Origin of the sequence: Micromonospora vulcania (assembly GCF_042658605.1) — a bacterium.
GTDB classification, from domain to species: Bacteria; Actinomycetota; Actinomycetes; order Mycobacteriales; family Micromonosporaceae; genus Micromonospora; species Micromonospora vulcania.
The window spans coordinates 69,289-90,677 of record NZ_JBHSQS010000020.1; the positions used below are offsets into that span (position 1 = coordinate 69,289).

General features: G+C 72.1%; 16 protein-coding genes and 1 pseudogene. 1 reads left to right on the top strand and 16 read right to left on the bottom strand.

Annotation, left to right across the window (positions count from 1 at the left end):
- Window positions 1–54: 54 nt before the first annotated feature.
- The 16 genes from ACFQGL_RS25775 to ACFQGL_RS25850 all read right to left on the bottom strand — a co-directional run bounded on the left by ACFQGL_RS25775 (window position 55) and on the right by ACFQGL_RS25850 (window position 19,763).
- Entirely contained in the window at window positions 55–537 is a 483-nt protein-coding gene (locus ACFQGL_RS25775) for a UDP-N-acetylglucosamine--LPS N-acetylglucosamine transferase (RefSeq protein ID WP_377515030.1), read from the bottom strand.
- Between the two features lie 224 nt (window positions 538–761).
- A complete protein-coding gene (locus tag ACFQGL_RS25780) occupies window positions 762–2,024 on the bottom strand; it encodes a hypothetical protein (protein ID WP_377515031.1) in 1,263 nt (420 codons plus the stop codon).
- The gene (locus tag ACFQGL_RS25785) at window positions 2,021–2,923 is read right to left on the bottom strand and encodes a sulfotransferase domain-containing protein (protein WP_377515032.1); all 903 of its coding nucleotides are present in this window, start codon (window positions 2,921–2,923) and stop codon (window positions 2,021–2,023) included. The genes ACFQGL_RS25780 and ACFQGL_RS25785 overlap by 4 nt, the downstream gene beginning before the upstream one ends.
- Before the next feature lie 7 nt (window positions 2,924–2,930).
- Window positions 2,931–4,529, bottom strand: a complete 1,599-nt coding sequence (locus ACFQGL_RS25790) for a lipopolysaccharide biosynthesis protein (protein ID WP_377515033.1) — start codon at window positions 4,527–4,529, stop codon at window positions 2,931–2,933.
- A complete protein-coding gene (locus ACFQGL_RS25795) occupies window positions 4,526–5,872 on the bottom strand; it encodes an O-antigen ligase family protein (protein ID WP_377515048.1) in 1,347 nt (448 codons plus the stop codon). The genes ACFQGL_RS25790 and ACFQGL_RS25795 overlap by 4 nt, the downstream gene beginning before the upstream one ends.
- A 20-nt stretch (window positions 5,873–5,892) precedes the next feature.
- Window positions 5,893–7,506, bottom strand: a complete 1,614-nt coding sequence (locus tag ACFQGL_RS25800; RefSeq protein ID WP_377515034.1) for a lipopolysaccharide biosynthesis protein — start codon at window positions 7,504–7,506, stop codon at window positions 5,893–5,895.
- A gap of 146 nt (window positions 7,507–7,652) precedes the next feature.
- Window positions 7,653–9,596, bottom strand: a complete 1,944-nt coding sequence (locus ACFQGL_RS25805; protein WP_377515049.1) for a hypothetical protein — start codon at window positions 9,594–9,596, stop codon at window positions 7,653–7,655.
- Window positions 9,597–9,805: 209 nt separating this feature from the next.
- Window positions 9,806–10,687, bottom strand: a complete 882-nt coding sequence (locus ACFQGL_RS25810; RefSeq protein WP_377515035.1) for a phosphatase PAP2 family protein — start codon at window positions 10,685–10,687, stop codon at window positions 9,806–9,808.
- Window positions 10,688–11,029: 342 nt separating this feature from the next.
- Window positions 11,030–12,733, bottom strand: coding sequence for a glycosyl hydrolase (locus ACFQGL_RS25815; RefSeq protein ID WP_377515036.1), 1,704 nt, complete (start codon window positions 12,731–12,733; stop codon window positions 11,030–11,032).
- 148 nt (window positions 12,734–12,881) lie between these two features.
- The gene (locus ACFQGL_RS25820) at window positions 12,882–13,715 is read right to left on the bottom strand and encodes a shikimate dehydrogenase (protein ID WP_377515038.1); all 834 of its coding nucleotides are present in this window, start codon (window positions 13,713–13,715) and stop codon (window positions 12,882–12,884) included.
- Entirely contained in the window at window positions 13,715–14,911 is a 1,197-nt protein-coding gene (gene mltG, locus ACFQGL_RS25825) for an endolytic transglycosylase MltG (RefSeq protein WP_377515039.1), read from the bottom strand. The genes ACFQGL_RS25820 and mltG overlap by 1 nt, the downstream gene beginning before the upstream one ends.
- Window positions 14,911–15,369, bottom strand: coding sequence for a Holliday junction resolvase RuvX (ruvX, locus tag ACFQGL_RS25830; protein WP_377515040.1), 459 nt, complete (start codon window positions 15,367–15,369; stop codon window positions 14,911–14,913). The genes mltG and ruvX overlap by 1 nt, the downstream gene beginning before the upstream one ends.
- 73 nt (window positions 15,370–15,442) lie before the next feature.
- Window positions 15,443–18,130 (bottom strand): alanine--tRNA ligase, encoded by a 2,688-nt coding sequence (gene alaS / locus ACFQGL_RS25835; RefSeq protein WP_377515041.1) that lies wholly within the window; start codon window positions 18,128–18,130, stop codon window positions 15,443–15,445.
- Window positions 18,127–18,432, bottom strand: coding sequence for a hypothetical protein (locus ACFQGL_RS25840; RefSeq protein ID WP_377515042.1), 306 nt, complete (start codon window positions 18,430–18,432; stop codon window positions 18,127–18,129). Before ACFQGL_RS25840 ends, alaS begins: the two co-directional genes overlap by 4 nt.
- 29 nt (window positions 18,433–18,461) lie before the next feature.
- Window positions 18,462–18,926 (bottom strand): DUF948 domain-containing protein, encoded by a 465-nt coding sequence (locus tag ACFQGL_RS25845; RefSeq protein ID WP_377515043.1) that lies wholly within the window; start codon window positions 18,924–18,926, stop codon window positions 18,462–18,464.
- 150 nt (window positions 18,927–19,076) lie between these two features.
- Complete coding sequence (locus ACFQGL_RS25850; RefSeq protein ID WP_377515050.1) at window positions 19,077–19,763, bottom strand: hypothetical protein; 687 nt, start codon at window positions 19,761–19,763, stop codon at window positions 19,077–19,079.
- A 1,135-nt stretch (window positions 19,764–20,898) separates the two neighbouring features.
- On the opposite strand from ACFQGL_RS25850, the pseudogene ACFQGL_RS25855 reads away from it, so the two are divergent.
- Window positions 20,899–21,389 (top strand): annotated as a pseudogene (locus ACFQGL_RS25855) (hypothetical protein); the annotation flags it as partial.

Consider the following 21,389-nt stretch of genomic DNA (forward strand, 5'->3'; position numbering starts at 1 on the left):
GGGGCCGGCCCGGTGCGACCCGGTGGGCGGGGACGTTTCCGGTGCTCTCGGCGTTCACAGCAGAGTTCCCACGACGGTGGCCTCCGGGTACTGCCGGCGCTGCTCGTCCCACTGCACGAGCATCGCGGAGAGGAACGGTCGACAGAGTCGGGCGGTCAGGGTCGGGGTGTCGATGCGGTCGTACACCTCGATGTAGACGGTGGGAACGCGCTGGAGCCAGGCCAGCACCACGAACGGGACGGCCACCCCGGCACCCGTGGTCACCACCGCGGCGACCCGGCGCGACCGCAGCACCCGCCAGGCCAGGACGGCGTTGCGCAGCAGGTTCGGCAGGTTGCGGGTGGTCGGGTGGTACGCCCGGATCAGGTCCTCGCCCGCCAGCAGCGAGACCGCCTCGGGCGTGTCGAAGGTGATCCAGCACCGTCGCCAGCGTTCGTACCACGGGCGCAGGGCGAGCAGTTGGGCCAGATGGCCGCCACTGGAGCTCACCAGGAGCAGCACGCCGGATTCGTTGGCATCCTCGGTTGTCGTTTCCACGCGACTCCCCACAAGTTCGCTTGGATTTTCGGTGGCCGCCACGCGACAGCAGATCACACGTCCCGAGCCGGTGAAATAGAGCGATCGGGCGACGTGTCGATCTCGACGCGGGCGGGCTGGGCAGCCACCGACGATCTCCTCCATCGACGGTCGTCACGACCTGGAGTTTCTGGTTCACCGTCCGCAGTCGATGGTCGACAACGGGCCCCCCTGATTTCGGCGGATCAGCCGCTATGTCGTTTCTCGATGACGTCCAGCAGGGCGGGATGCAGCGCGGCGTTCCAGCCCGCGTCGGCGTCGGCCAGCCGCCAGGTGCGCAGCCACATCTCCAGCAGGTATGCCTCGGCCACCAGCCCTCGGGCCGCCCGCCCGAGCCCCAGCCCGGCGCCGTACCGGTCCAGGTGGGTGTCGACGGCCCGGGCCGCCGCGGCGGCCGGCTCGCCGCGCAGCACCAGGGCACGCTGGAACGCGTCGTGCGCCAGATCGAAGCCGACCGGTACGTCCGATCCGCTGTGCTCCCAGTCCCAGGCCACCAGGCGGCCGGCGTGCACCCCGAGGTTCCAGGGCACCCAGTCACCGTGCCAGTGCCCGAACTCGACGGCCGTGCCGCCGTGCCGGACGGTCAGCGCCGCCACCGCGGCGACCGCCCGGGCCCCGTCCGGCGTACCGGCGGCAGCTCGCTCGGCCTCGGCGGCGAGCCGGCCCAGGAACGCGGACCCGGCCAGCGGGCGTGCCGGCGTCGGCGGGCCACCCCGTCGGGCCACCGCCAGCAGCGCGGCGACCTGCGGCGGGGCACCGACCGGCATCCCTCGCACGGCCGACGGCAGCGGCTCGACCAGCGCGACCACCTGCCCGTCGGCGGCCGTCTGGGCGAGCAGCCGGGGCGCCGCCGGATGGTCCGGCGCGCCGGTCACCGCGGGCAGGTCGCGCAGGGCCGCCGCCTCGGCGCTCACCAGCGCCCGGGTGGCCGCGTTCCAGCCGATCTTCGCGTAGCCGAGGGCACGACCGTCCGAGGCGAACAGTTGCAGGGTGGGCTTGTGGTTCGGGTCCGGCGGGCGGACCCCGCAGGCCGCGAACACCCCGGGCCCGTCGAGCGTGGCCCCCAGCCGCCCGGCCAGCAGCGCCTCGTCGGCCGCGACCCCGTCGGGCAGCGACACGACGAGCCGGGGAAACGGAGCCAGGTCGATCGCGCCGACCCGGGCGAGCCCACCGAGCACGGCCCGCACGGCCCGCACTCTCGGCGGGCGCAGCGCGTTGTACGCCAGCAGGGAGGCCGCCGTGGCCCGGGGCGCGCCGAGCGGCAGCAGGAACCGGGCCCGGGCGAGCGACGGGACGACCGCGTACCGGGCGACGGCGCGGTGCCCCGGTGGCGGGGGCCCGTCCACGGTCAGGGCGATGCGCTCGTCGCCGAAGACCGCCCGGGTGACCCAGCCCAGCCCGTCGGTCCGCGCCCGAAGGTCGCCGGAGACGGTGGCCCCCGTCGTCACGGCGCCCGGTCCGGCCAGTCGAGGTCCAACCCCAGCCGCTGGCGCAACGCCTCGTTGTGGGGTCGGTAGTACTCGGTCAGCTCCGCCCGTACCTCCGGTGCCAGGGGTGCCGAGCGGCGGTCGTTGTAGACCTTGAAGTCGGGCAGGTCGTGCGGGGGCAACCCGAGGAAGTCGAGCGTCCTGCGGTAGGTGCCGCGGGCGTCGCGGTAGAGGTCCTCGCTGGGAAGAAAGAGGATCCGCTCCCGGTCGAACCGGTCCAGCCACGGCTCCAGGTGCTCCAGGTAGCGCCCCCGGGCACGGTAGGTGTACCAGTCGTACGGCTCGCTGAAGGATTCCGGCTCGGCGATCAGCCGTTCCCGCTCCCCCGCCGTCCGCTCCTGCTCGGCGGCCAGCGCGTCGACGAAGTCCAGCGGCTCGATGCCGTGCGTCCGCCGTTCCTTCCAGTGCGAGTACGCCCGCTCGACCGGATCGCGCAGCAACACGATCAGCCGCACCGACGGCAGCAGCGCGGCGACCCGCTGTGCGGCCAGCGGGTGGAACATGTAGAGCGGAGCGGCCTCACCGACCCGTACCGGCCCGCCGTGCCGGCGCCGCAGTGCGGCCCGCTGCCGCTGGGTGGGAAAGTGCGAGCGGTACCAGGCCTCGCCCCGGTGCCAGTTCTCCTCGAAGTAGTGCGAGGACTTGGTGTTCCAGGCCGGGAAGAGGCGCGGCACCAGCGGGTGCTGGATCAGGTAGTTCCACAGCGAGGTGGTGCCGCCCCGCTTGGTGCCGATGATGAGGAAGTCCGGCAACGGCCGCCGATCGCTGGTGCGCACCGCGTAGTCGACCAGGGAATCCTTGACCCGATCGGTCACCTGGGCCGGCACGAGCTGCTTCACCCGGTCTCGGATGGACGACACGGTGTCCTCACCTGCCCTTCGTCGACGTCGCGGCGGCACCGGCGGCGACCGACGCCGCCCCCTCCCCGCCACGGAGATGTCTCATGGTCACCCGGATACCCCGTCGTACCTGGGGAACCGTCAACAAGCCGACGCAGCCGGTGGCCAGGACGCTCAGCGCCACCACCAGACCGGTGATCCCCCGACCCCCGGCGAGTACGCCGACCAGGGCCGCGATCCCCACCCCGACGATCACCCCGGCCGCCGCGCGCAGCAGTGTCGCGTCGACCAGAGGTTGGCCGATCACCGCCCGGGCGCAGCCGAACGCGATCAGGTTCTCGGTCGCGATACCGGCCGCCCAGGCGAGCGCGGCGCCCGTCACGCCGTGCTCCGGGATCAGCCAGAGCCCGAGGCAGACGGTGACCAGCAACCCGGCGACCGTCGCGACCAGGTGCAGGCCACTGCGCCCGCCCATCAGCAGCAGGCTCTGTACGTTTCCCACCCCGGTGTTGACCAGCATCGCCAGGGCGAGCACGGTCATCGCGGTGGCACCGGCGGTGAACTCGGGCCCGAAGAGCTCAAGGAACGCCAGCCCGAACACCGCGAGCAGCAGGTAGACCGGCCACGAGAGCACCAGCGCCCAGGTGGTCAACTGCCGGTGCACCGCAGCGGCGGCGGCCCGCTCGCCACGCCCGAGCAGCCGGGACAGCTGCGGCGACACCGCCACCCGCAGCCCCTGCATGGCCAGTTGCCCGGCCAGGATGTAGCGGCCGACCGCTCCGAACACGCCTGCGTCGGCCTGCCCGGCGAGCACGGAGGTGAGCAGCACGCCCACCCACACGGCGCTGGCGTCGATGGCGGCGGACGCCGCGCGGGGCAACGCGAAACGCCAGAAGGTCGACCAGTCGGCCCGGTCCGGGCGCAACGTCGCACCCCGGCCGACGCCGAGCGGACCGGCCACCAGCGCCAGGCAGATCAGCACCGCGAACGCCGCCGGAACCAGCCAGCCGGTCATGCCGAGCAGCACGCCACCACTGGCGACGGCCGCCGCGCCGACCAGTACCGGCCGGGCGATCGGCACCAGGACGGACTGCACGCCGACGTACACCCGGATGGGACGGACGCAGCGCAGCACGGCGAGCAGCAGCGTCATCGCGACCACCAGCGGCACCGCGGCGAAGCTGGCCGCGATGAGGGCGGTACCGCTGGCGCCCGGCCCGTCCAGCAGCCGGGGTGCGAGCGTGTCCGCGGCGAACACCCCGACGAGGCCGACCACGACCGCGGCCGCCAGCGGCGGCAGCAGCGCCACCGGGAGCACCCGGGCCGCGTCACCGTCAGCGCCGGCGCGCCGGCGGGGCAGCGTCCAGATCAGTCCGGTCTCCGCGCCCAGGGCGCAGATGGCGGCCGTGACGGTGACGACGCCGATCGCGGCGAAGAACGCGCCCGAGCCGACGGTGCCGTAGCCGCGGGTGATGACGACCGCGAGCAGGAAGCCGAAGAGACCGTTGGTGGCGGCCCCGGCCAGGCCCGCGAGGCCGGTGCGGGCGCTGCGTCGGGCCTCGGTCGTACCGTCGACGGAGGGTTCGCCGGGACCAGAGTCGACGGCCGGGCGCGCGCCCGCGGTCATACGACGACGGCCTTCGGGATGCGGGTGGGGCGGGACCGATCACCACGCCCGGCGCCCGCCTCCCGCTCGACGAGCGCCATCGCGGCGGCGGCGGCGACGTACGCGATGGTGATGGTGGGATCGGCCATGCCGTAGAACGGAATCTGCACCAGGCAGATCACCGGCACCACCGCCAGCCACTGCCCGGGCGCTGAGCGGGCCCGGGCGCTCTTCAGCCCGATGATCACGAACCAGCCCAGGAAGCAGACCAACGCCGGTACGCCGTGACTGAACAGCACCGTCCAGAGTTGCCCCTGGGTGCCGACCGGCACCTCCGCCGTGACCGTGTCCACGCTGACGGGCGCGCCGTACCCGAGCCACGGCGAGTCCACGATGCGACGGATGACCTCCGCGTAGAGGGAGAACCGGTCCGTGTTGGTGTCGCTCGACTCGACCCGACTGTTGATCAGATCGGCGACCGGGATCAGCAGGGTGGTGAGCCCGCCGATGAGCAGCACCCCGACGACGGACGCGCCCACCCGGACGTTTCCGCGCAGCGCCGCCCGCACGCCGAGCACGGCCAGGCCCACGCCGAGGCTCGCGAACATCGTCCGGTTCAGGGTGAGGAAGGCCGGCGCCAGGGACAGCGGCAGCGACACGAGCAGTGCCCAGCGGAGGATCCCCCGACCCCGCAGCATGGTGTACGCCACCACGCAGGGCAGTGCCATCGCGTACGTGCTGCCGTAGTTGTTGGTGTACGGGAACGGCGCCGCCGGACGGTAGATCGGGATGAGTGCCTGTTTGCTGTACTCGGTGGCGCTGATGTGCACCAGGTCCTGCATGTACGGATGGTTGGCGATGCCGCCGGGCAGCAGCACCTCCACCGGGGTGGTCAGCGCGAAGCGCGGTGCCAGCACCCCCAACCAACCCAGTGCCACCAGACCGAACCAGAACAGGCAGACCGGCACCAGCGCCGCCGCCACGTCGCCTCGTTCCCGCGCGTAGACATAGACGTACACGCCGGCCACGAGTGCGGTGACGTAGTAGCCCAGCCGAAGGCCGAAGAAGGGCAGCGAGACCGGCGACGGTAGTTGGGTGGCGCTGAGCAGCACCAGGGCAACGAACAGCAGCCAGATGCCGGTGGCCGGTGGCAGCGGCACCCGCCCCCGGACGATCAGCAACGCCAACAGCACCGCACCGAACAGGGGCCAGATCAGGTAGAACGCGCCGGCCAGCCACCACACCGGGATCAGGCCGAACATGATCAGCAGCGGCCAGCGGGGCAACCGGGGCGGCGGTGGTGGCGGCGGCGGTGGCGGGAGGATGGCCCGCGGCCCGCCCCGCTCCGGTCCTCCGCTCGCCACGGTGACGGTGACCGGCACCCTCAGCCCCGTCCGCTGCGGGTGAGCACGAAACCCAACGGGGTGACGCCGGCCGCGCGCAGCCGCTCGGCGAGCCGACGCAGGTCGCCCTGGCGGGTCCTGTCCTGCTCGACCACCACCACCGCGGTGCCCTGGCGGGCCGCCGCGACGCCGCGCTCGTCGGCCTCCGAGGGCGGCGCGTTGAAGAGCACGACCCCGGTCGCGGCGCGCTGCCGCCACGTGCCGAAACGCACCCCGCCAGCGCCGACGGGCACCTCTTCGGCGTTGTCCAGGACCGTGCTCACACCGCTCGCGGTCGCGCTCAGGCTCGCCCGGGGCAGCATGATGGTGGCGTCCGGGTCCAGCGACGGAAATTTGCCGACCGGGTACGGGGACGGGCGGCGGACGGGGATCTGCTCGGTGACGTCGGTGCCGCTGACCGAATCGGCGACGCGAGGGGCCGGGACGAGCGGACGGGCCGGGTTGGCGGTCGCGGGCAGCCGGTCCCGGTCCGCCAGCACCACCGTACGCAGGTGTTCGAGCCGACCGCTGTCGTCGGCCACGTAGACGTCCCGGCCGGTCGCGGCGAGCGCTACCGCCAGACCCGCGGTGATGACGGTCTGGTCCTCGCGGGTGGTCAGCAACGCCACCCGGGCCGGCTCGCGAACCCGCTCGGCGATCGCCATCGCCACGTAGCGGATGTCGGCGTCCACCGCCTTGCGTCGGCCCCGGAACAGCCGGCCGCGCACGGTGCCGAGCAGCGGCAGACCGGTGACGTCCCATCCGTCGTGGACCGACCGGACCCGGCGGTCGGCGGACTCCCAGGCGTACGCCAGGACCACACCGACCAGTGCCCCGCCGAGCAGCCCGGCCAGCACGTAGAGCAGCGTGTGCGAGTCGGAGGAGACCAGGGAATTCTCGGCACTCTGCGTGATCCAGCCCGGGTTGACATCGACCGCCGCGATCTCGGTCCGGGACGACTTCAACTGGGTCAACTGGTTGTTGGTGCCGCCGAGTTCGGCGATGGCGGCGTCCAGCGCGCCGTTCTTCGCGCCCGCGATCCGCCGCTGCAACGCCTCCCGCTGCTTGTCCACCTCGGCGATGCTCTCGTCGTACCGCCGCAGCATCTCGGCCCGCTGTTTCTCGTACATCGTCCGGCGTACGTCGAGGTAGCTCTGTGCGGCCAGGTTGACGTTGCGGGCCGCCACGTCGGCGGTGCGTCCGGTGTACGAGAAGCGGAGGATCTGCCCGCCGGTCGGCACCTCCACCTCAAGGGCGTCCCGCACGTCACCCTGGTCGTAGCCACCCGACGCCGCGAGCCGTTGCACCACCTCCGTTCCGGTGGCGATGCCGCTCTCCACGTTCATGTTCACCGCGCGGTCGGCGGCGGCGCCGCTCGGGGTGAACGCGTCGGTGACGACCGGGCGGACCGCCACCACCGCGCTCGCGGTGACCGCGCCCGGCATGAGCAGGACGTACCCCAGGGCGGCGAGCAGGCCGAACGCGGCGACCGCCCCCACCAACCGGATCCGATGCAGGGGAACGCGGAGCAGGTCCGTCAGCGTGACCGTCCGCGCCGGCGTGCCCCCACCGCCGAGCGCGTCGGCGGACCAGGAACCGGGAGGTGCATCAGCCATGAACTTCACCGTCTGTTCTGAACTGCCCGGACGGAACGACGCCCGCGGCAGGCGCCGGACATTCCCTTGTGACACATCGGGCCAGCGACGTGTCCGCCGCCGACCCGACGTGGTTCATCGATTCTCCGTGACGAACGGGTGAACCGTCACTGCACGGAGAAGAAAATCCGCGGCGTGGACCAGGTCAGTCCGTCGCCCGCCGGCGCGATCACGGTGCTGGTCGCCCCGTCGACGGCCAGGTCGGCCGTCGGGTCGAACGACACACCGCGCAGCGTGCCGTCGCTGCCGCCGTACACGATCCGATCGGCGACCCAGGCCATACCCCGCACCGACGACCAGCTGACGCCGGTCGTGGGGAGGGTGAACTCGGTGCCGCCCAGATAGTTGCCGTCGATCTCGAAGTAGCGGTAATAGAGCGCGTTGGCGCCGCTGCGGGTGTAGTACAACCGGCCGTTGAGGTAGAACGCGCCGGTCATGCCCGCGGGGTTGAACCAGTCGTTGAAGCCCGACGACTCCCAGGGGACGCCGATGGCGCCACCGTTGAACATGGAGATGTCGAGCCGGCTGCCGGTGGGTGTGCCGGCCAGAGTGTGCGACCAGTAGATGCGATCGCTCACCCGCCAGGTCGCCCCGGCGTTGGTGTAGTTGGGCTGGCTGACCGTGGTCGGCGTGCCGACACTCGCGCCGGTGAACGGCACCTTGGCCAGTTGCCCCTCGCCGGTGCCGAGGTAGAGGTTGCCGGTGGTCGCGGTCGGCGGGTTCTTCGGCGCGAAGGTGCGACCGCCGGCGAGCGGGAACATGCCGAGTCGCCCGTGGTACTCGCTACCCATGCCGTCCGAGTTGTGCCCGAAGTAGAGACCATCGCTGCCCCGCCAGAGCACCGGCACCTGTGAGCCCCAGTTGCTGGTGCCGGCCGGCATGGAGGCGCTGCCGCGGCGGCCGGGGTTCCAGTTGACCGGTAGGCCGGTGGCCGGGGTGACAGCGGCGATACCGAGCCGGTCGATCGCGCCGTTGCCGGCCGCGTCGCTGGCGTTCGGGTTGTTCAGCCAGCGGAAGTGCCCGCCCAGGTAGATGATGTTGTCGGCCACCTCGACGGAGGTGATGGTGTCGTTGCCGGTGTAGTCGACCCAGGTGCCGAGCTGGCCGCTGCCCCGGTTCGCGGTCTCGAACCTGATCAGCGCGTCGCAGTACGCGGTCGGCCAGCCGGCGCCGCCGTTGGTGCCGGCCACGAACCAGCTGCCGTCCGCACTGAACTTCACGTCCTGCACGTAGTGCACGAAGGTCTCCGGCGCCGCGCACGGCGGGACGAACTTCTCGGTGCTCCAGTCCAGCAGCGCTGGCGTACCCGAGAGGTCGATCAACGCCATCTGGTTCCGGGACACGCCGTTCACCAGGGTGAAGTTGCCGGCGGCGACCATCGTCTGCCCGTCCGGGGTGACGTCGATCGACCAGCCGTACGAACCGGTGCCGTGCCGCCCGACGGTGGCGTTGATGTTGAAGGTCGAGTCGATCGCGCCGGTGGTGGCGTTGAGCCGGCCCAGCCCGTTGTGCCCGACGCCGTTCAACCAGTTGAAGGCGCCGGCGACGTAGAGCCAGTTACCGCGCAGCACCATGTCCCGGATCATGCCGCCGTCGGAGCGGCCGACCCAGCTGTCGATGGTCGCCCCGGTCGCCGGGTCCAGCGCCACCAGGTTCTTCCGGGAGACACCGTTGACGGTCTTGAACCCGCCGCCGACGATGAGCGTGCCGTTCGGGCCGGCCAGCAGGGTGTTGACCGCGCCGTCGAGCACCGGCAGGAAGGTGGTCGAGATGGTTCCGCTGGTGCGGTCGTAGGCGAACAGGTAGCTCTGCGTGATCCACGCCGAGCTGGCGTTCTGTCGGATCTGGGTGAAGCTGCCCCCCACGTACACCTGCGAGCCGACCTGCGCGAACGCGCGGGTCTCGCCGTCGCGGCCGTGCGGGGTGTTGTCGGTGGGGTTGGTCGACACCAGGGTCGCCGTCTCGGGAGCCGGCACCACGGCGGCAGAGGTAGCGGAGGGGGCGGTCAACACCGCGGCGACGGTCAGCAGACCGACTGCGGCCGCACGGATACGGGATCCGGTGGATTGCCGAGAGAGCGAAACTTTAGGCACGCTGGCCTCCAAGTTGGACGAGAACCCCGGTAGCGTGCCTCGCCGTTCCTGATCCGCGATATCCACCGATTGGGCTGTCGCCACCTAGCCCCACGCGCCGACGGCCGAGCCCCTGTCGGATGTCGGACTCGCCGCTGGCGGCCCGCCGTCGCGCGGTCGTCCCGGCGTCAGTTTCCCGCCCTCTGCCGGTGCAGACGCGCCTCGCGTCCGGCGGCCTCCGGCTCGGTCGCGTCGAGGTCGCCGGCGGGCTCGGTCACGGACCGGATGGGTGGACGGACCCGACCCACCGCCACGAACACCGTCAGTGCCAGCACCCCCAACAGCATGGGGCCAAAGATCCAGCCACCGATGACGTCCGTGAACCAGTGCTTCTCGGCGTAGATCCGGCTGTAGCCCTCCATGGAGACCAGCAGGGCCACGGCGGTCAACATGGCGATTCGGCCACGTCGCGGGATGTTCCAGGTCAGTCCCGCCAGCACCGCGATGGTGCCGAAGGTGAGCATGATCCGGGCACAGCCACCGGAGGGGTAGGTGCCGACGTCGGTGGGCGGGTGCCCGCGGTCGACGGTCAGCGCCAGGATCTGCTGGGTGTACTGCTCGACGACGAACTGCAACGGCATCACGACCAGCGGAATCCACCAGCGGCGGCGTCGCCAGGCAATGGCGAAGAAGATCGCCGCGACCACGGTGACCCACTTGAGCGGGTATCGGTCGCCCAGCGGGGTGTAGAACGAGTTGATGTCGGCCCACACGTCGACACGGCGGGCGTGCACGTGTTCAAAGATCGGGTGGTCGATGGACCGCTCCAGCCTGGACAACGCCTCGCCGAGCGGCCAGCAGACCGCCACCACCGCCGCGCACCCCGTGAGCAGGACGACGAGTGCGGCCCCGATCCGGCCGAAGGCGTCGGTGAGCCCGGCCACCGCGACGCGCAGTCGGTCCGCCGCCCGGCTCTGCCGCACGGCCGGCACGAAGCGGGTGGCCAGCACGGGGATCAGGACGATCGGCACCAGCACCGACAACGCACCCAGCACGTAGATCAGAGCCACGGCCGGACACCCCCGTCCAGTGCACCGACGGACGACCCCGCCTTGTCCATGGCACGCAGCCACCTACTGTCCGCCGACGTCATCGGTCCTCCTCTACCCGGCCGCCGAGCAACTCCCAGTTCAGAGACCAGCGGACAGCTTCCTGGACAGGATCAACCACGCCGGCACCACCACGTGGCAATCGATGGGTGACACGGTAAGGGAACCGGGACACTCTGCGATAGCCGCCGCACTGTCCGCTCTTCGTTCACAAACCGAAGGTCGTAAAGTCGACAATCGCGGGTTGCCGTGCCATCGGCTGAACTTCGCCGTCACCGGCGAGTCGCCAACACGACAGGACCGTCAGCGGCTCCCCCCGGTGGGCTGCCGCAGGTACGTGTCCTTTCCGGCCTGCGTGAAGCCGGCGACCGACGAGGCGTCGTGGTTCATCGTCATGTCGCAGGTCGCCGTGCGGTTGGTCATCCCGGGCGAGTTGAAGTAGATCGCGGCCTTGATCTTCGGGTGGGCCTTGAGCGCTGCCGGGAAGTCCTGGAACCACCGCTGCTTGGCACCGGGGTCCGCCGAGTTGAAGTTGGTGCCGAACTCGGCGAGCATCCGCGGCTTGCCGGCCCCGATGCCGTTGGCGTCCAGCCAGTCGTAGAAGCCGGCGACCGTGGTGTTCGGGCTCTTCCACACCGTGCTGCCGTTGCAGACGTGGAAGTTGTACGGGTCGTACGCCACCCAGTCGACGTAACGGTCGCCGGGGTAGAGGCCGGCGTACCGGGAGTAGTGGCCGGACCAGCCCATCATCGTCCAGACCCAGACGGCGTTGGTCGTGCCGGCCTTGGCGAACCGCTCGTACACGTACCGCCAGGCCCGGACGAAGTCCGCGTCGCTGCCCTTGTTCGGCTCGTCCTCCGGTTCGTGGTCGAAGCCCAGGAAGACCGGCACGCCGGCGGCGCGGATCCGACCGGCGACCGCGTCGATGGTCGCGTCGTGTCGGCCACTGTAGACGTCGGCCCACTTGAAAGTGGTGCCGGCGGAGAAGTTGCGGGTCTCCCAGGCGAAGAACAGCAGCCGGCCCTCGCGCATCTGCTGCTGCTCGTACGCGTCGGGGAAGGCGCCGTTCCCGCCGGCGTTGGAGAAGTCGTGGTAGCGGTGCACGATGTCGAACTTGCGGCCGACCTGCGCCTCCACATTGGTGATCGCCTTGCCGTAGTCCCAGCCGCCGGCCGCACCGGCAGGTGAGTACATGCCCCACCAGGCACCGCAGGAGGGTACGAGCTTGTCCGACACCGCTCCACACTTGCCGGGCGGGAGCGCCGGGCCAGTCGGGGTGGAGGTCCGGGTGGGTGCGATCGTGGGCGACGGCTTCGGCGCGGCGGTGGTCGGCGGAGCGCTCGGCGACGGCGGCGGCGCCGAGCGGGTGGTCGGCACCGGCGCCGGCCGGGCACCGATGTCGTAGCTGATCACCAGGCCCGGCCGCAGCTCCGGGTCCCGGTTCTCGGCGGACGCCCAGTAGATCCGGGTCTCCAGCCCGGTCTGTGCCAGCGACACCGTCCAGGTGCCGTTGCCGGTGACCAGAGCGGAGACGTCCCACTCGTTGAAGCCCTTGGACACCCCGGCCACCGTGTCCAGCGCCGCGCTGGTCGGCGCCGGGGCCGGACGCGCCTCGCGGGCGCTCAGCGGTGAGGCGTGCGCCGTCACGGTGGCGGCGAACTGTTGCCAGGCATGCACCCGCAGGGTCGCCCGGACGTTGACCGCGGCGGCCGGCACGGTGGTCACCGCGAACTCGATCACAGCCTCCCGGCCACCGCGCGGGTTGCCGTCGCAGCGCGTCGCGCAGGTCGCGAGGGTCGGCTTGGCGGCATTGTCGCCGTCCTGGATCACCGCGGTGGCCGTCGTGTCCGCCGCCGCCCGGATCGACAGGTCGTCGCTCGCCAACAACGGCATCATGGTCGCCACGATGCCGGCCACCACCGAGCCGCCGACCACGCCGAGGGCGATCGCCTTGCGTCGGGGGCCATTGCGGAACCGGGTAATGCGGTGCAGTCCGTGCCTGGTCAAGGAGAACTCCCTGTGTCTGCTGCGGTAACTCTCGGCAGCGTATCGACGGCACCAGCAGGTCGCGTGGAGGACAGTTTCCCGTAAGCGCGTCTTAACCGTCAGCTAAGACAAGCGCCCGTCATCCCCGCGGGACGACGGGAATAGCAGCTCAGGCGTTGTCGTCGGAGGTAGGGAAGGGCAGGGCCGCACGCATCGCCTCGACCGGGGCGGCCACGCCGGTGAACTGCTCGAACTGGCCGACGGCCTGGGCCAGCAGCAGGTCCAGTCCGGACACCACCCGCAGGCCGGCCGCCACGGCGGAGGCGGCCAGCGGCGTCGGCCACGGATCGTAGAGCGCGTCGAAGAAGACCGCGCCCGGTCGCCCGGTCACCGCGCCGGCCAGCGGATCGGCGACGCCCTTCGGCACGGTGGAGACGACCACGTCGGCGGAGAGGTGCCGGGGCGCGTCCGCCCAGTCGCCGGCCGTCAGCACGACACCCAACGTGTCGGCCACCGGCCGCAGCTCGTCGATCGCCTCCGACCGGCGGGCCACCACGGTGACCGAGGAGCAGGACAAGCGCGCGGCGGCGGCCAGCGCGGCGCGGGCGGTGCCGCCCGCACCGAGCACCGTCATCGTCGCGCCGGTCACCACCCCGGCAGCGGTGAGCACGTCGACCATGCCGGCGACGTCGGTGTTGTCCGCGTACCAGGAGCCGTCCGGACGTCGTACCAACGTGTTGGCGGCGCCCACGGCGGCGGCGACCGGCGCGGCGGCGTCGGCCACCGCGAGCGCCGCCTCCTTGCCCGGCATGGTCACCGACAACCCGGCCCACTCCGGGCCCAGGCCGGCGACCAGGTCCGGCAGCTCCGCGGCCGCGCACTCGATCCGGGTGTACGACCAGCCGGTCAGCCCGGCGGCAACGTAACCGGCGTTGTGGATCACCGGGGAGAGCGAGTGCGCGATCGGCTTACCGAGCACCGCCGCCCGCCGTCGGAGCGCCATCAGATGATCCCGGCCTCCCTGGCCCTGGCCTCGTTGCGCTGGTGCTGCTCGTAGGTGTCGGCGAAGGCGGAGTGGCCCTGCTTGTCGATCGCCACGAAATAGAGCCACTTGCCTGGCGGCGGAGCCATCGCGCCTGCCAGGGCCTGCTTGCCGGGATTGTCGATCGGGGTCGGAACCAGGCCGCGAAGCTTGCGGTTGTACGGGTTCTTCGGGTCGTCCAGCTCCGACTGCGTCATCTGCGCGGAGGTCTTGGTCGGTTTGCCGATCGACTCCAGGTAGTAGTTGACCGTGACGTCCATCTCCAGGCAGTTGCAGTTGAACTCGCCGTACACCCGGTTGTAGGCCACCCGGGCGACCTTGCCCAGGTCGTCCTTGTTGCCCGCCTCGGCCTGAGCCAGCGATGCCACGATCAGCGCCTCGTACGGGCTGACGCCGCCCCGCTCCCGCTGCACCCGGTCGGCGAAGTTCATCTCCTCGGTCACCGAGAGGAACCTGGTCACCATCAGCTTCAGGATGCTCTCGGCGGTGGCCTTGGGCGGGATCTCGTAGGTGTCCGGGAAGAGGAAGCCCTCGATGGACCTGGCCACCTTCTTCTTGTCCCCGCGGGTGAACCACCAGTCCGGGACGCCGAGCCCCTCCGGGTCCTTCGCCGCGGCCTCGAAGTCCTTGACCGGGATCTTGGTCTTCTCCGAGAGCAGCTTGTAGATGTTCTTGCTGGTACGCCCCTCGGGAATGGTCAACCCGTTGACGATCTTGTTCTTCAGGTCGAGCATCGCGGTGACCGCGTTGGCCCCGCTCATCTGCTTGCGCAGCTTGTACGTGCCCGGCTGGATGTTCTTGCTGCGCGAGTTGGCGTCGGCGGCCTCGATGAACGCCTTGTGGCTCTTGACCACGTCGGCGGCGACCAGCGCGTCGGCCATGTCGGCCAGCAGAGCGCCATTCTTGATCTCGACGGTGACGTCACCGGTGCCCGCACCGTCGTAGTCCGGGGTGACGAAGTAGTTCTGGATCCGGTCGAAGCCGTAGTAGGCCCCGCCGCCGATGCCGCCGAGCAGGAGCAACGCGAGCAGCAGTGCCAGGTATGTCTTGCCCCGGCCGCCGGACCCGCCCTTGCGTTTACGGACGGCGCCGTGCCGGTGGCGACCCTTCTCCCCCCGCTCCGGCTCGTCGAACCCCAGGTCCAGATCGTCGATCATTACGTCCGCCTCCGCTGCGCGTCCAGCCAGCTCTGCAGAATCTCCACCGCGGCCGCCTGGTCGACAACCGCACGTTGACGTTTGCCCCGGACGCCACGCTCAGCAAGCCTACGAGAAGCCACCACCGTCGACATCCTCTCGTCGGTGAGCGTTACCGGGACGGGCGCTATCACATCGACCAGTCGGTCAGCGTACGCCTTCACATGGATGGCAGCGGGGCCGAGCTTCCCGGCGAGATTGACCGGAAGGCCGACGACAACCTCCACGGCCTCGTGCTCGGCGATGAGCGCGGCCAGCTCGGCGATGTCGCTCGGCACCGCGTCCGGCGCCGCCGTGAGGTCACGGGCCAGGGTGACCAGCGGAGTGGCCAGCACGCCGTGCGGATCCGAACGGGACACCCCGACCCGAACCTGACCGACATCCACCCCGAGCCGGACCCCACGCGAAAACTCAGTCACCGGCGGTCACCCCCCGGCACTGGACAAACCAGGGCGGGCCGACCGGCCCGCCCTGGTTCACGATCGTCGTCCATCACGCCTCGGTGATCGCCTTCTCGACGGTGAGCAGCAGCTTTGGCGCCTCGGCGGCGGGCAGGCCGCCACCCTGGGCCAGGTCGGGGCTGCCGCCGCCGCGCCCGGAGAACGCCGCCTTCACCAGGGCCGAGGCGGCCAGGCCCCGACCACGGGCGGCCGCGTTGACCGCGACCACCAGGGAGGCCTTCCCGTTGGACCGGGCCGCCACCGCGACCACCGCCGGCCGCGCCGGGTCGATCGCGTCGATCTTGCCCCGGATCTCCTGGGCCAGCGTCCGCACGTCGTTGCCGGCCGCGCCCTCCGGCGCCTCGGTGCCGACGTACGCCACTCCGTGCACGTCCTTGGCCTGCGCGGCGAGCGCCGCCGCCCCGCCGAGCACCAGCTGGGCGCGCAGCTTCTCCAGCTCCTTTTCCGCGTCCCGGAGCTGGGTGACGGTCTGCTCCACCCGGTCGGCGACCTGCTCGCTGGGCACCCGGTACAGCTCGGCCAACCGGGAGACCAGCAGGTGTTCACGGGCCAGGAAGCCGAAGGCGTCCATGCCGACCAGCGCCTCGACCCGGCGGACGCCGGAACCGATCGACGACTCGGAGAGGATCTTCACCAGGCCGAGCTGGGCCGAGCGGGCCACGTGCGTACCGCCGCACAGCTCCCGCGCGTAGTCACCCACCTCGACGACCCGGACCTCCTCGCCGTACTTCTCGCCGAAGAGCGCCATCGCACCGATCCGCCGCGCCTCGTCCAGCGAGGTGATGAAGGCGTGCACCTCCAGGTCGGCCAGGAGCACCTCGTTGACCTGCTGCTCCACGTCGCGCAGGACGGTCGGCGACACCCCGGTGGGGGTGTTGAAGTCGAACCGCAGCCGGCCGGGCGCGTTCAACGAACCCGCCTGGGTCGCCGACTCGCCGAGGAAGTTCCGCATCGTCTGGTGCACCAGGTGGGTCGCGGTGTGCGACCGGGAGATCGCCCGACGCCGGGTGGTGTCGATCTCGGCGTAGCCGGTCTCACCGGCGCGCACCTCGCCCCGGATCACCCGGGCCCGGTGCACGATCAGGCCCGGCAGCGGCTGCTGCACGTCGAGCACCTCGACCTGACCGCCACCCACGGTGATCATGCCCTGGTCGGGCTGCTGGCCACCGCCCTCGGCATAGAACGGGGTCGTGTCGAGCACCAGTTCGATGGTGTCGCCCTCGGTCGCCGCCGAGCGCGGGCCCTCGACGCCGAGCAGCGCCCGCACCGTCGACTCCCGGGCCACCTCGCTGTACCCGGTGAACGTCACCGGGCCACCCTTGTCGAGCACCGACCGGTACGCCGACAGGTCGGTGTGCCCGGTCTTGCGGGCCTGCGCGTCCGCCTTCGCCCGAGTCCGCTGGTCGGCCATCAGCCGGCGGAAGCCCTCGTCGTCGACCTTGAGGCCCTGCTCGGCGGCGATCTCGAGGGTCAGGTCGATCGGGAAGCCGTAGGTGTCGTGCAGTTGGAACGCCTTCGCCCCGGACAGCGACGTGCCACCCGAGGTGCGGGTCTCCGCGATCGCGGTGTCCAGGATCGTGGTGCCGGCACGCAGCGTGGAGAGGAAGGCCTCCTCCTCGGCGTACGCGTACTGCGCGATCCGGTCGAAGTCGGTCGCCAGCTCCGGGTACGACGGGGCCATGCAGTCCCGGGCCACCGGCAGCAGCTCGGGCAGCGCCCGATCCTGCCAGCCGAGCAGCCGGATCGACCGGATCGCCCGGCGCATGATCCGGCGCAGCACGTAGCCGCGGCCCTCGTTGCTCGGGGTCACCCCGTCGCCGATCAGCATCAGCGCGGTCCGCACGTGGTCGGCGATCACCCGCAGCCGTACGTCGTCCGGGTGCGACTCGCTGGCCACGTGCCCGGAGTGCGCGCCGTACCGCTTGCCGGTCAGCTCGGCCGCCCGGGCCAGGATCGGCCGAACCTCGTCGATCTCGTACAGGTTGTCGACGCCCTGCAGGATCGAGGCCATCCGCTCCAGGCCCATGCCGGTGTCGATGTTCTTCGCCGGCAGCTCACCCAGGATCGGGTAGTCGTCCTTGGTGGTGCCCGGGCCCCGCTCGAACTGCATGAAGACGAGGTTCCAGAACTCCATGTAGCGGTCCTCGTCGACCGCCGGGCCGCCCTCGCGCCCGTACTCCGGGCCCCGGTCGTAGAACAGCTCGGAGCACGGACCGCACGGCCCGGGGATGCCCATCGACCAGAAGTTGTCGGCCTTGCCCCGGCGCACGATCCGCTCGGCCGGCACACCCACCGAACGCCAGATCTCGTACGCCTCGTCGTCGTCGAGGTAGACGGTCGGCCAGACGCGCTCCGCGTCGAGGCCGAACCCGCCGTCGGCCTGCGACTTGGTGACCAGGTCCCACGCCAGCGGAATCGCACCGGACTTGAAGTAGTCGCCGAAGGAGAAATTGCCGTTCATCTGGAAGAACGTGCCGTGCCGGCTGGTCTTGCCGACCTCGTCGATGTCCGGGGTGCGGATGCACTTCTGCACGCTGACCGCCCGCTGGTACGGCGGGGTCTGCTGGCCCAGGAAGTACGGGACGAACTGCACCATGCCGGCGTTCACGAACAGCAGGTTCGGGTCGCTGATGGCGGGCAGCGGAGCGGACGGCACCACGGCATGGCCGTTCGCCTCGAAGTGCGCGAGGTACCGCCGCTTGATCTCCGCCGTCTTCATCGCTGGTGTTCCTCCGGAAAGATTTCTCGATCGCCGATCCGCGGGTCTTCCCGCAGCTCGGCGAACTGGTCGTCGAACGCCTCGCCCTGGGCGAACGCCTGGTGGATCTCCTGCTCGCGCTCGGCCATCCCGACCCGGACGTCCTCCACGAAGCTACGCAGCGAATCGACCAGCCCGCCAGCGGATTCCGACAACGTGCTGGCGATGCCGGCCGGGGTGTACGCCTGCGCGGTCCGGGTCGCCTTACGGACCACCACCACGCCGACGGCCAGCCCGATACCCAGCCAGAACAAGCGCCTCATGTCTCGCTACCTCCTGGTGCGCCGGCCGGTCAGCGGTTGCCGCGCCGGGCGGCCCGGCGCTGCTGCTTGATGGTGTCGCGTACCTCGCGCTCGGTCTCGGCGTGCCGGCGGTTGGCGGCGGCCCGGCGCACGCTGTAGCCGAACGCGGCGACCTTGACCAGCGGGTTCGCGGCGGCGGCGGAGACCACGGTGGCCAGGTTCGCGATGTTGGCGGTGACGCTCTGCGCGTGGCTGGTCATGGTGTCGACCTTCGCCAGCTGGAGGTTGACGCCGTCGAGCGAGGTCTGCACCTGCTCCAGGGCGGTGTTGACGTTCTTCACGGTGGTGTTCACGTCACCGAGCAGCGGTGCGGTCCGATCGTTGAGGTCGTTGATCATTCGGGTGGTGGCGTCCACCGTGTGCCGCAGCCGCAGGATGGGCAGCGTCAGGATGAGCACCAGCACCGCGAACGCGCACGCCGCGATCAGCGCCGCGACCTCTCCAATGTCGCCCACGCCTGTCCTCCTCAAGCAGAGTTCCGGGGACCCGACGTCCCCGGAACGCACAACCGTGGTACCCGTACCAGGCTCGCCGACCCGCATTCGGTCAACGGCAGCGGGCGCGCCCGCCAGCCCCAGACCCTACCGTCCGTGATGGAAAGCGGCTCACGACGGTGAGGGTGTCGGCTCAATCAACGGGTCGCCGCTGACTGTCGGGTACGGATCCTCTCCGGTCAGTGACGGATTGGTCGTCGGCTGTGGCCTGGTCCGCTCGTCGTCGATCGCGTTGCGCACCTTCAACGACACCAACGAGCCGGTGCACTCCCCCGCAGCGGCCGACGGGTCGGGAGACGGCACGATCGCCGGCTCACCGTCGACCGGTGGCGGTACGCAGGTCGGTTCCCGTACCCACAGGTCGAGGGTCAACTCGTCGCGACGCCAGCAGTTGTAGGTGCCCTTGGTCTGCTGCTCCGGGCAGCGGGTCACCTTCCACGGTCGCCAACCGTCCGCGCGCAGCGCGCTCTCGTACGCCTTCGCGGTCTCCTCCGGCGGCTTCTCCGAGGTGACCGTGCGCTCACGCAGCCGGCAGTCGAGCAGGCACCAGCGGCTGCCGCTGACGTCGTCGACCGTCTTCGCCGCGGCCCAGCCGGGCACGTTCAGCTGATCCAGGTTGTCGAAGACCGGGTCCCGGCTGAGCGTACGGATGCCGAAGAAGAGCGGCACCGCACCGAGCAGTACGACGCTGACCAGCGCCAGGACCGCGGCGCGCAGCCGGCGTCGCTCGCGCGACTGCCGACGCGACTCGGATCGGGTGCCGTCGTCGTCCGGTGTGTCGTGGTCGGACGGGCGCAGCACCGGCTCGCCGGCGGGATCGTCGACCGGGCCGCCCAGCGGGCCGGCTCGCCGTGGGCACCACGGCGGCCGCTCGGGCCACACCGACCGGCTCGCCCGGACGACCGGGCGGCGGTACGGGGGCGACGCCGGTGGGTTCGGGGCGACCGGCGTCCCGGTGCGGCGGCAGGGCACGGCCGGGGCCATGGTCCGCCGGTGCGGGTCGGACGACCGGCGCACCGGCGCGGGCCACCACCGGTGCTCCGGGACCGGCCTCACCCCCCGCGGTCGGGCCAGACCGGTCGTCGCCGATGGGCGGGTGCGCGGCACCGGCGGGCCGGACGGCGGCACGAGCCGGACCATCCGGACGTGGCCGGGCCGGACCATCCGGGCCACCGCCCGGGGGGACCGCGGCGCGGGCCGGACCGTCGGGGCCGCGACGGCCGGCGCCCGAGACCGGCGCGTCGCCCGGTGCGGGCCGAGCCCGACCGGGCGGGGCGGAACGGGCGGCACCCCGGACCGGTGCACCCGGACCAGCGGGGCCGCCACCAGGCGCGGGTCGTCCCGCGGGACCGGCGTACGGGTCGTCGCCGCGCTCGTGCGCCGCTCCGGGTCGGCCCGGGCCGGCGGGGCCGTCCAGGCCCGGCTCCGCCGTGGGCCGGCGGCGTCGAGCGCTCGGGTCGGCGCTGGGCACCGGACCGCCTCGACGCCCGGCGGGCCGGTCCCCGCCGGCCGGCGGGTACGTGCCACCGCTCGGCTGCTCTCCGGTGGGATCCGGGGCACCGGGGCGGGCGGCACGGCGGCCGGTGGGGGGCGGTGCGCCCGGGTCCGGCGGCGGGCCGGCCGGCCGACGGTTGGCGGTGACCTCCGCGGCCGGGTCGGGCACGGCGAGTCGGCCGGACGAGCCGTCGTTGAGATCGCTCGCGGGCGGCACCGGACGCCGCCCCGCCGGCGAGTTGCCGCCTCGACGGTTGACCACTGGCAGGCCGGGATCGGTGTGCGGTAGGCGACCGGCCTGGCGCAGCCAGTCGGCCGGCCGCTCCGGACGATCCGCGCGGGGCTCGCCGCCGGCCGGCGCGGGTCGTTCCTGCTCGTCCGGGACGGCCCGACGGCGGCCGGTGCCCTCGGACGGCCCGACGGTCGGCGTGGCACCACTGTGACCGGTGAACGCGTCGGGCACCGACGGCGCGTTGCCCGAGCGGGGCACCGCCGGGTCGTCGGATTCGGCGGCGCGGCGGCGTCCACCGGCGGCCGGGCGGGCACGGTCTCCCGGACGCCGGCCGACCGGCTCCGGCGCCCCGGGGTCGACCGGACCCGGGCGACGTCGGGCGATACGCGGGTCGCGGTCGACGGCGGGGTCGGGTCGTGGGCCTTCGGCGATCGGCGGTACGGCAACGGCCGGCGGGACGTCGAACCGGGCCGGGCCGGGTGCGGCGGCCCGCGCCGGGTCGGTCGCCGGGCCGGTGGCGCGCCGACCGGCGGGCCCGTTGTCGGTGGGCAGCGGCCGGCCGGGCTCGGTGGGCTCCGGGCCGGGTCGGCGGGTCGGCGGCACGGCGTCCGGCCGGCGCAACGGCGGCATCGCGTCCGCCCGACCGGCGCCCCCCGGGCGGCGGCCCGCCGGGACCCCCGCGGGCGGTGGGCCGGCGG

What these genes read in the sequence shown, in the direction of transcription:
- ACFQGL_RS25840 (WP_377515042.1), bottom strand. Translation starts at nt 18,432, where the DNA reads ATGAGGCGCTTGTTCTGGCTGGGTATCGGGCTGGCCGTCGGCGTGGTG.
- alaS (WP_377515041.1), bottom strand. Translation starts at nt 18,130, where the DNA reads ATGAAGACGGCGGAGATCAAGCGGCGGTACCTCGCGCACTTCGAGGCG.
- mltG (WP_377515039.1), bottom strand. Translation starts at nt 14,911, where the DNA reads ATGATCGACGATCTGGACCTGGGGTTCGACGAGCCGGAGCGGGGGGAG.
- ACFQGL_RS25820 (WP_377515038.1), bottom strand. Translation starts at nt 13,715, where the DNA reads ATGGCGCTCCGACGGCGGGCGGCGGTGCTCGGTAAGCCGATCGCGCAC.
- ACFQGL_RS25790 (WP_377515033.1), bottom strand. Translation starts at nt 4,529, where the DNA reads ATGACCGCGGGCGCGCGCCCGGCCGTCGACTCTGGTCCCGGCGAACCC.
- ACFQGL_RS25800 (WP_377515034.1), bottom strand. Translation starts at nt 7,506, where the DNA reads ATGGCTGATGCACCTCCCGGTTCCTGGTCCGCCGACGCGCTCGGCGGT.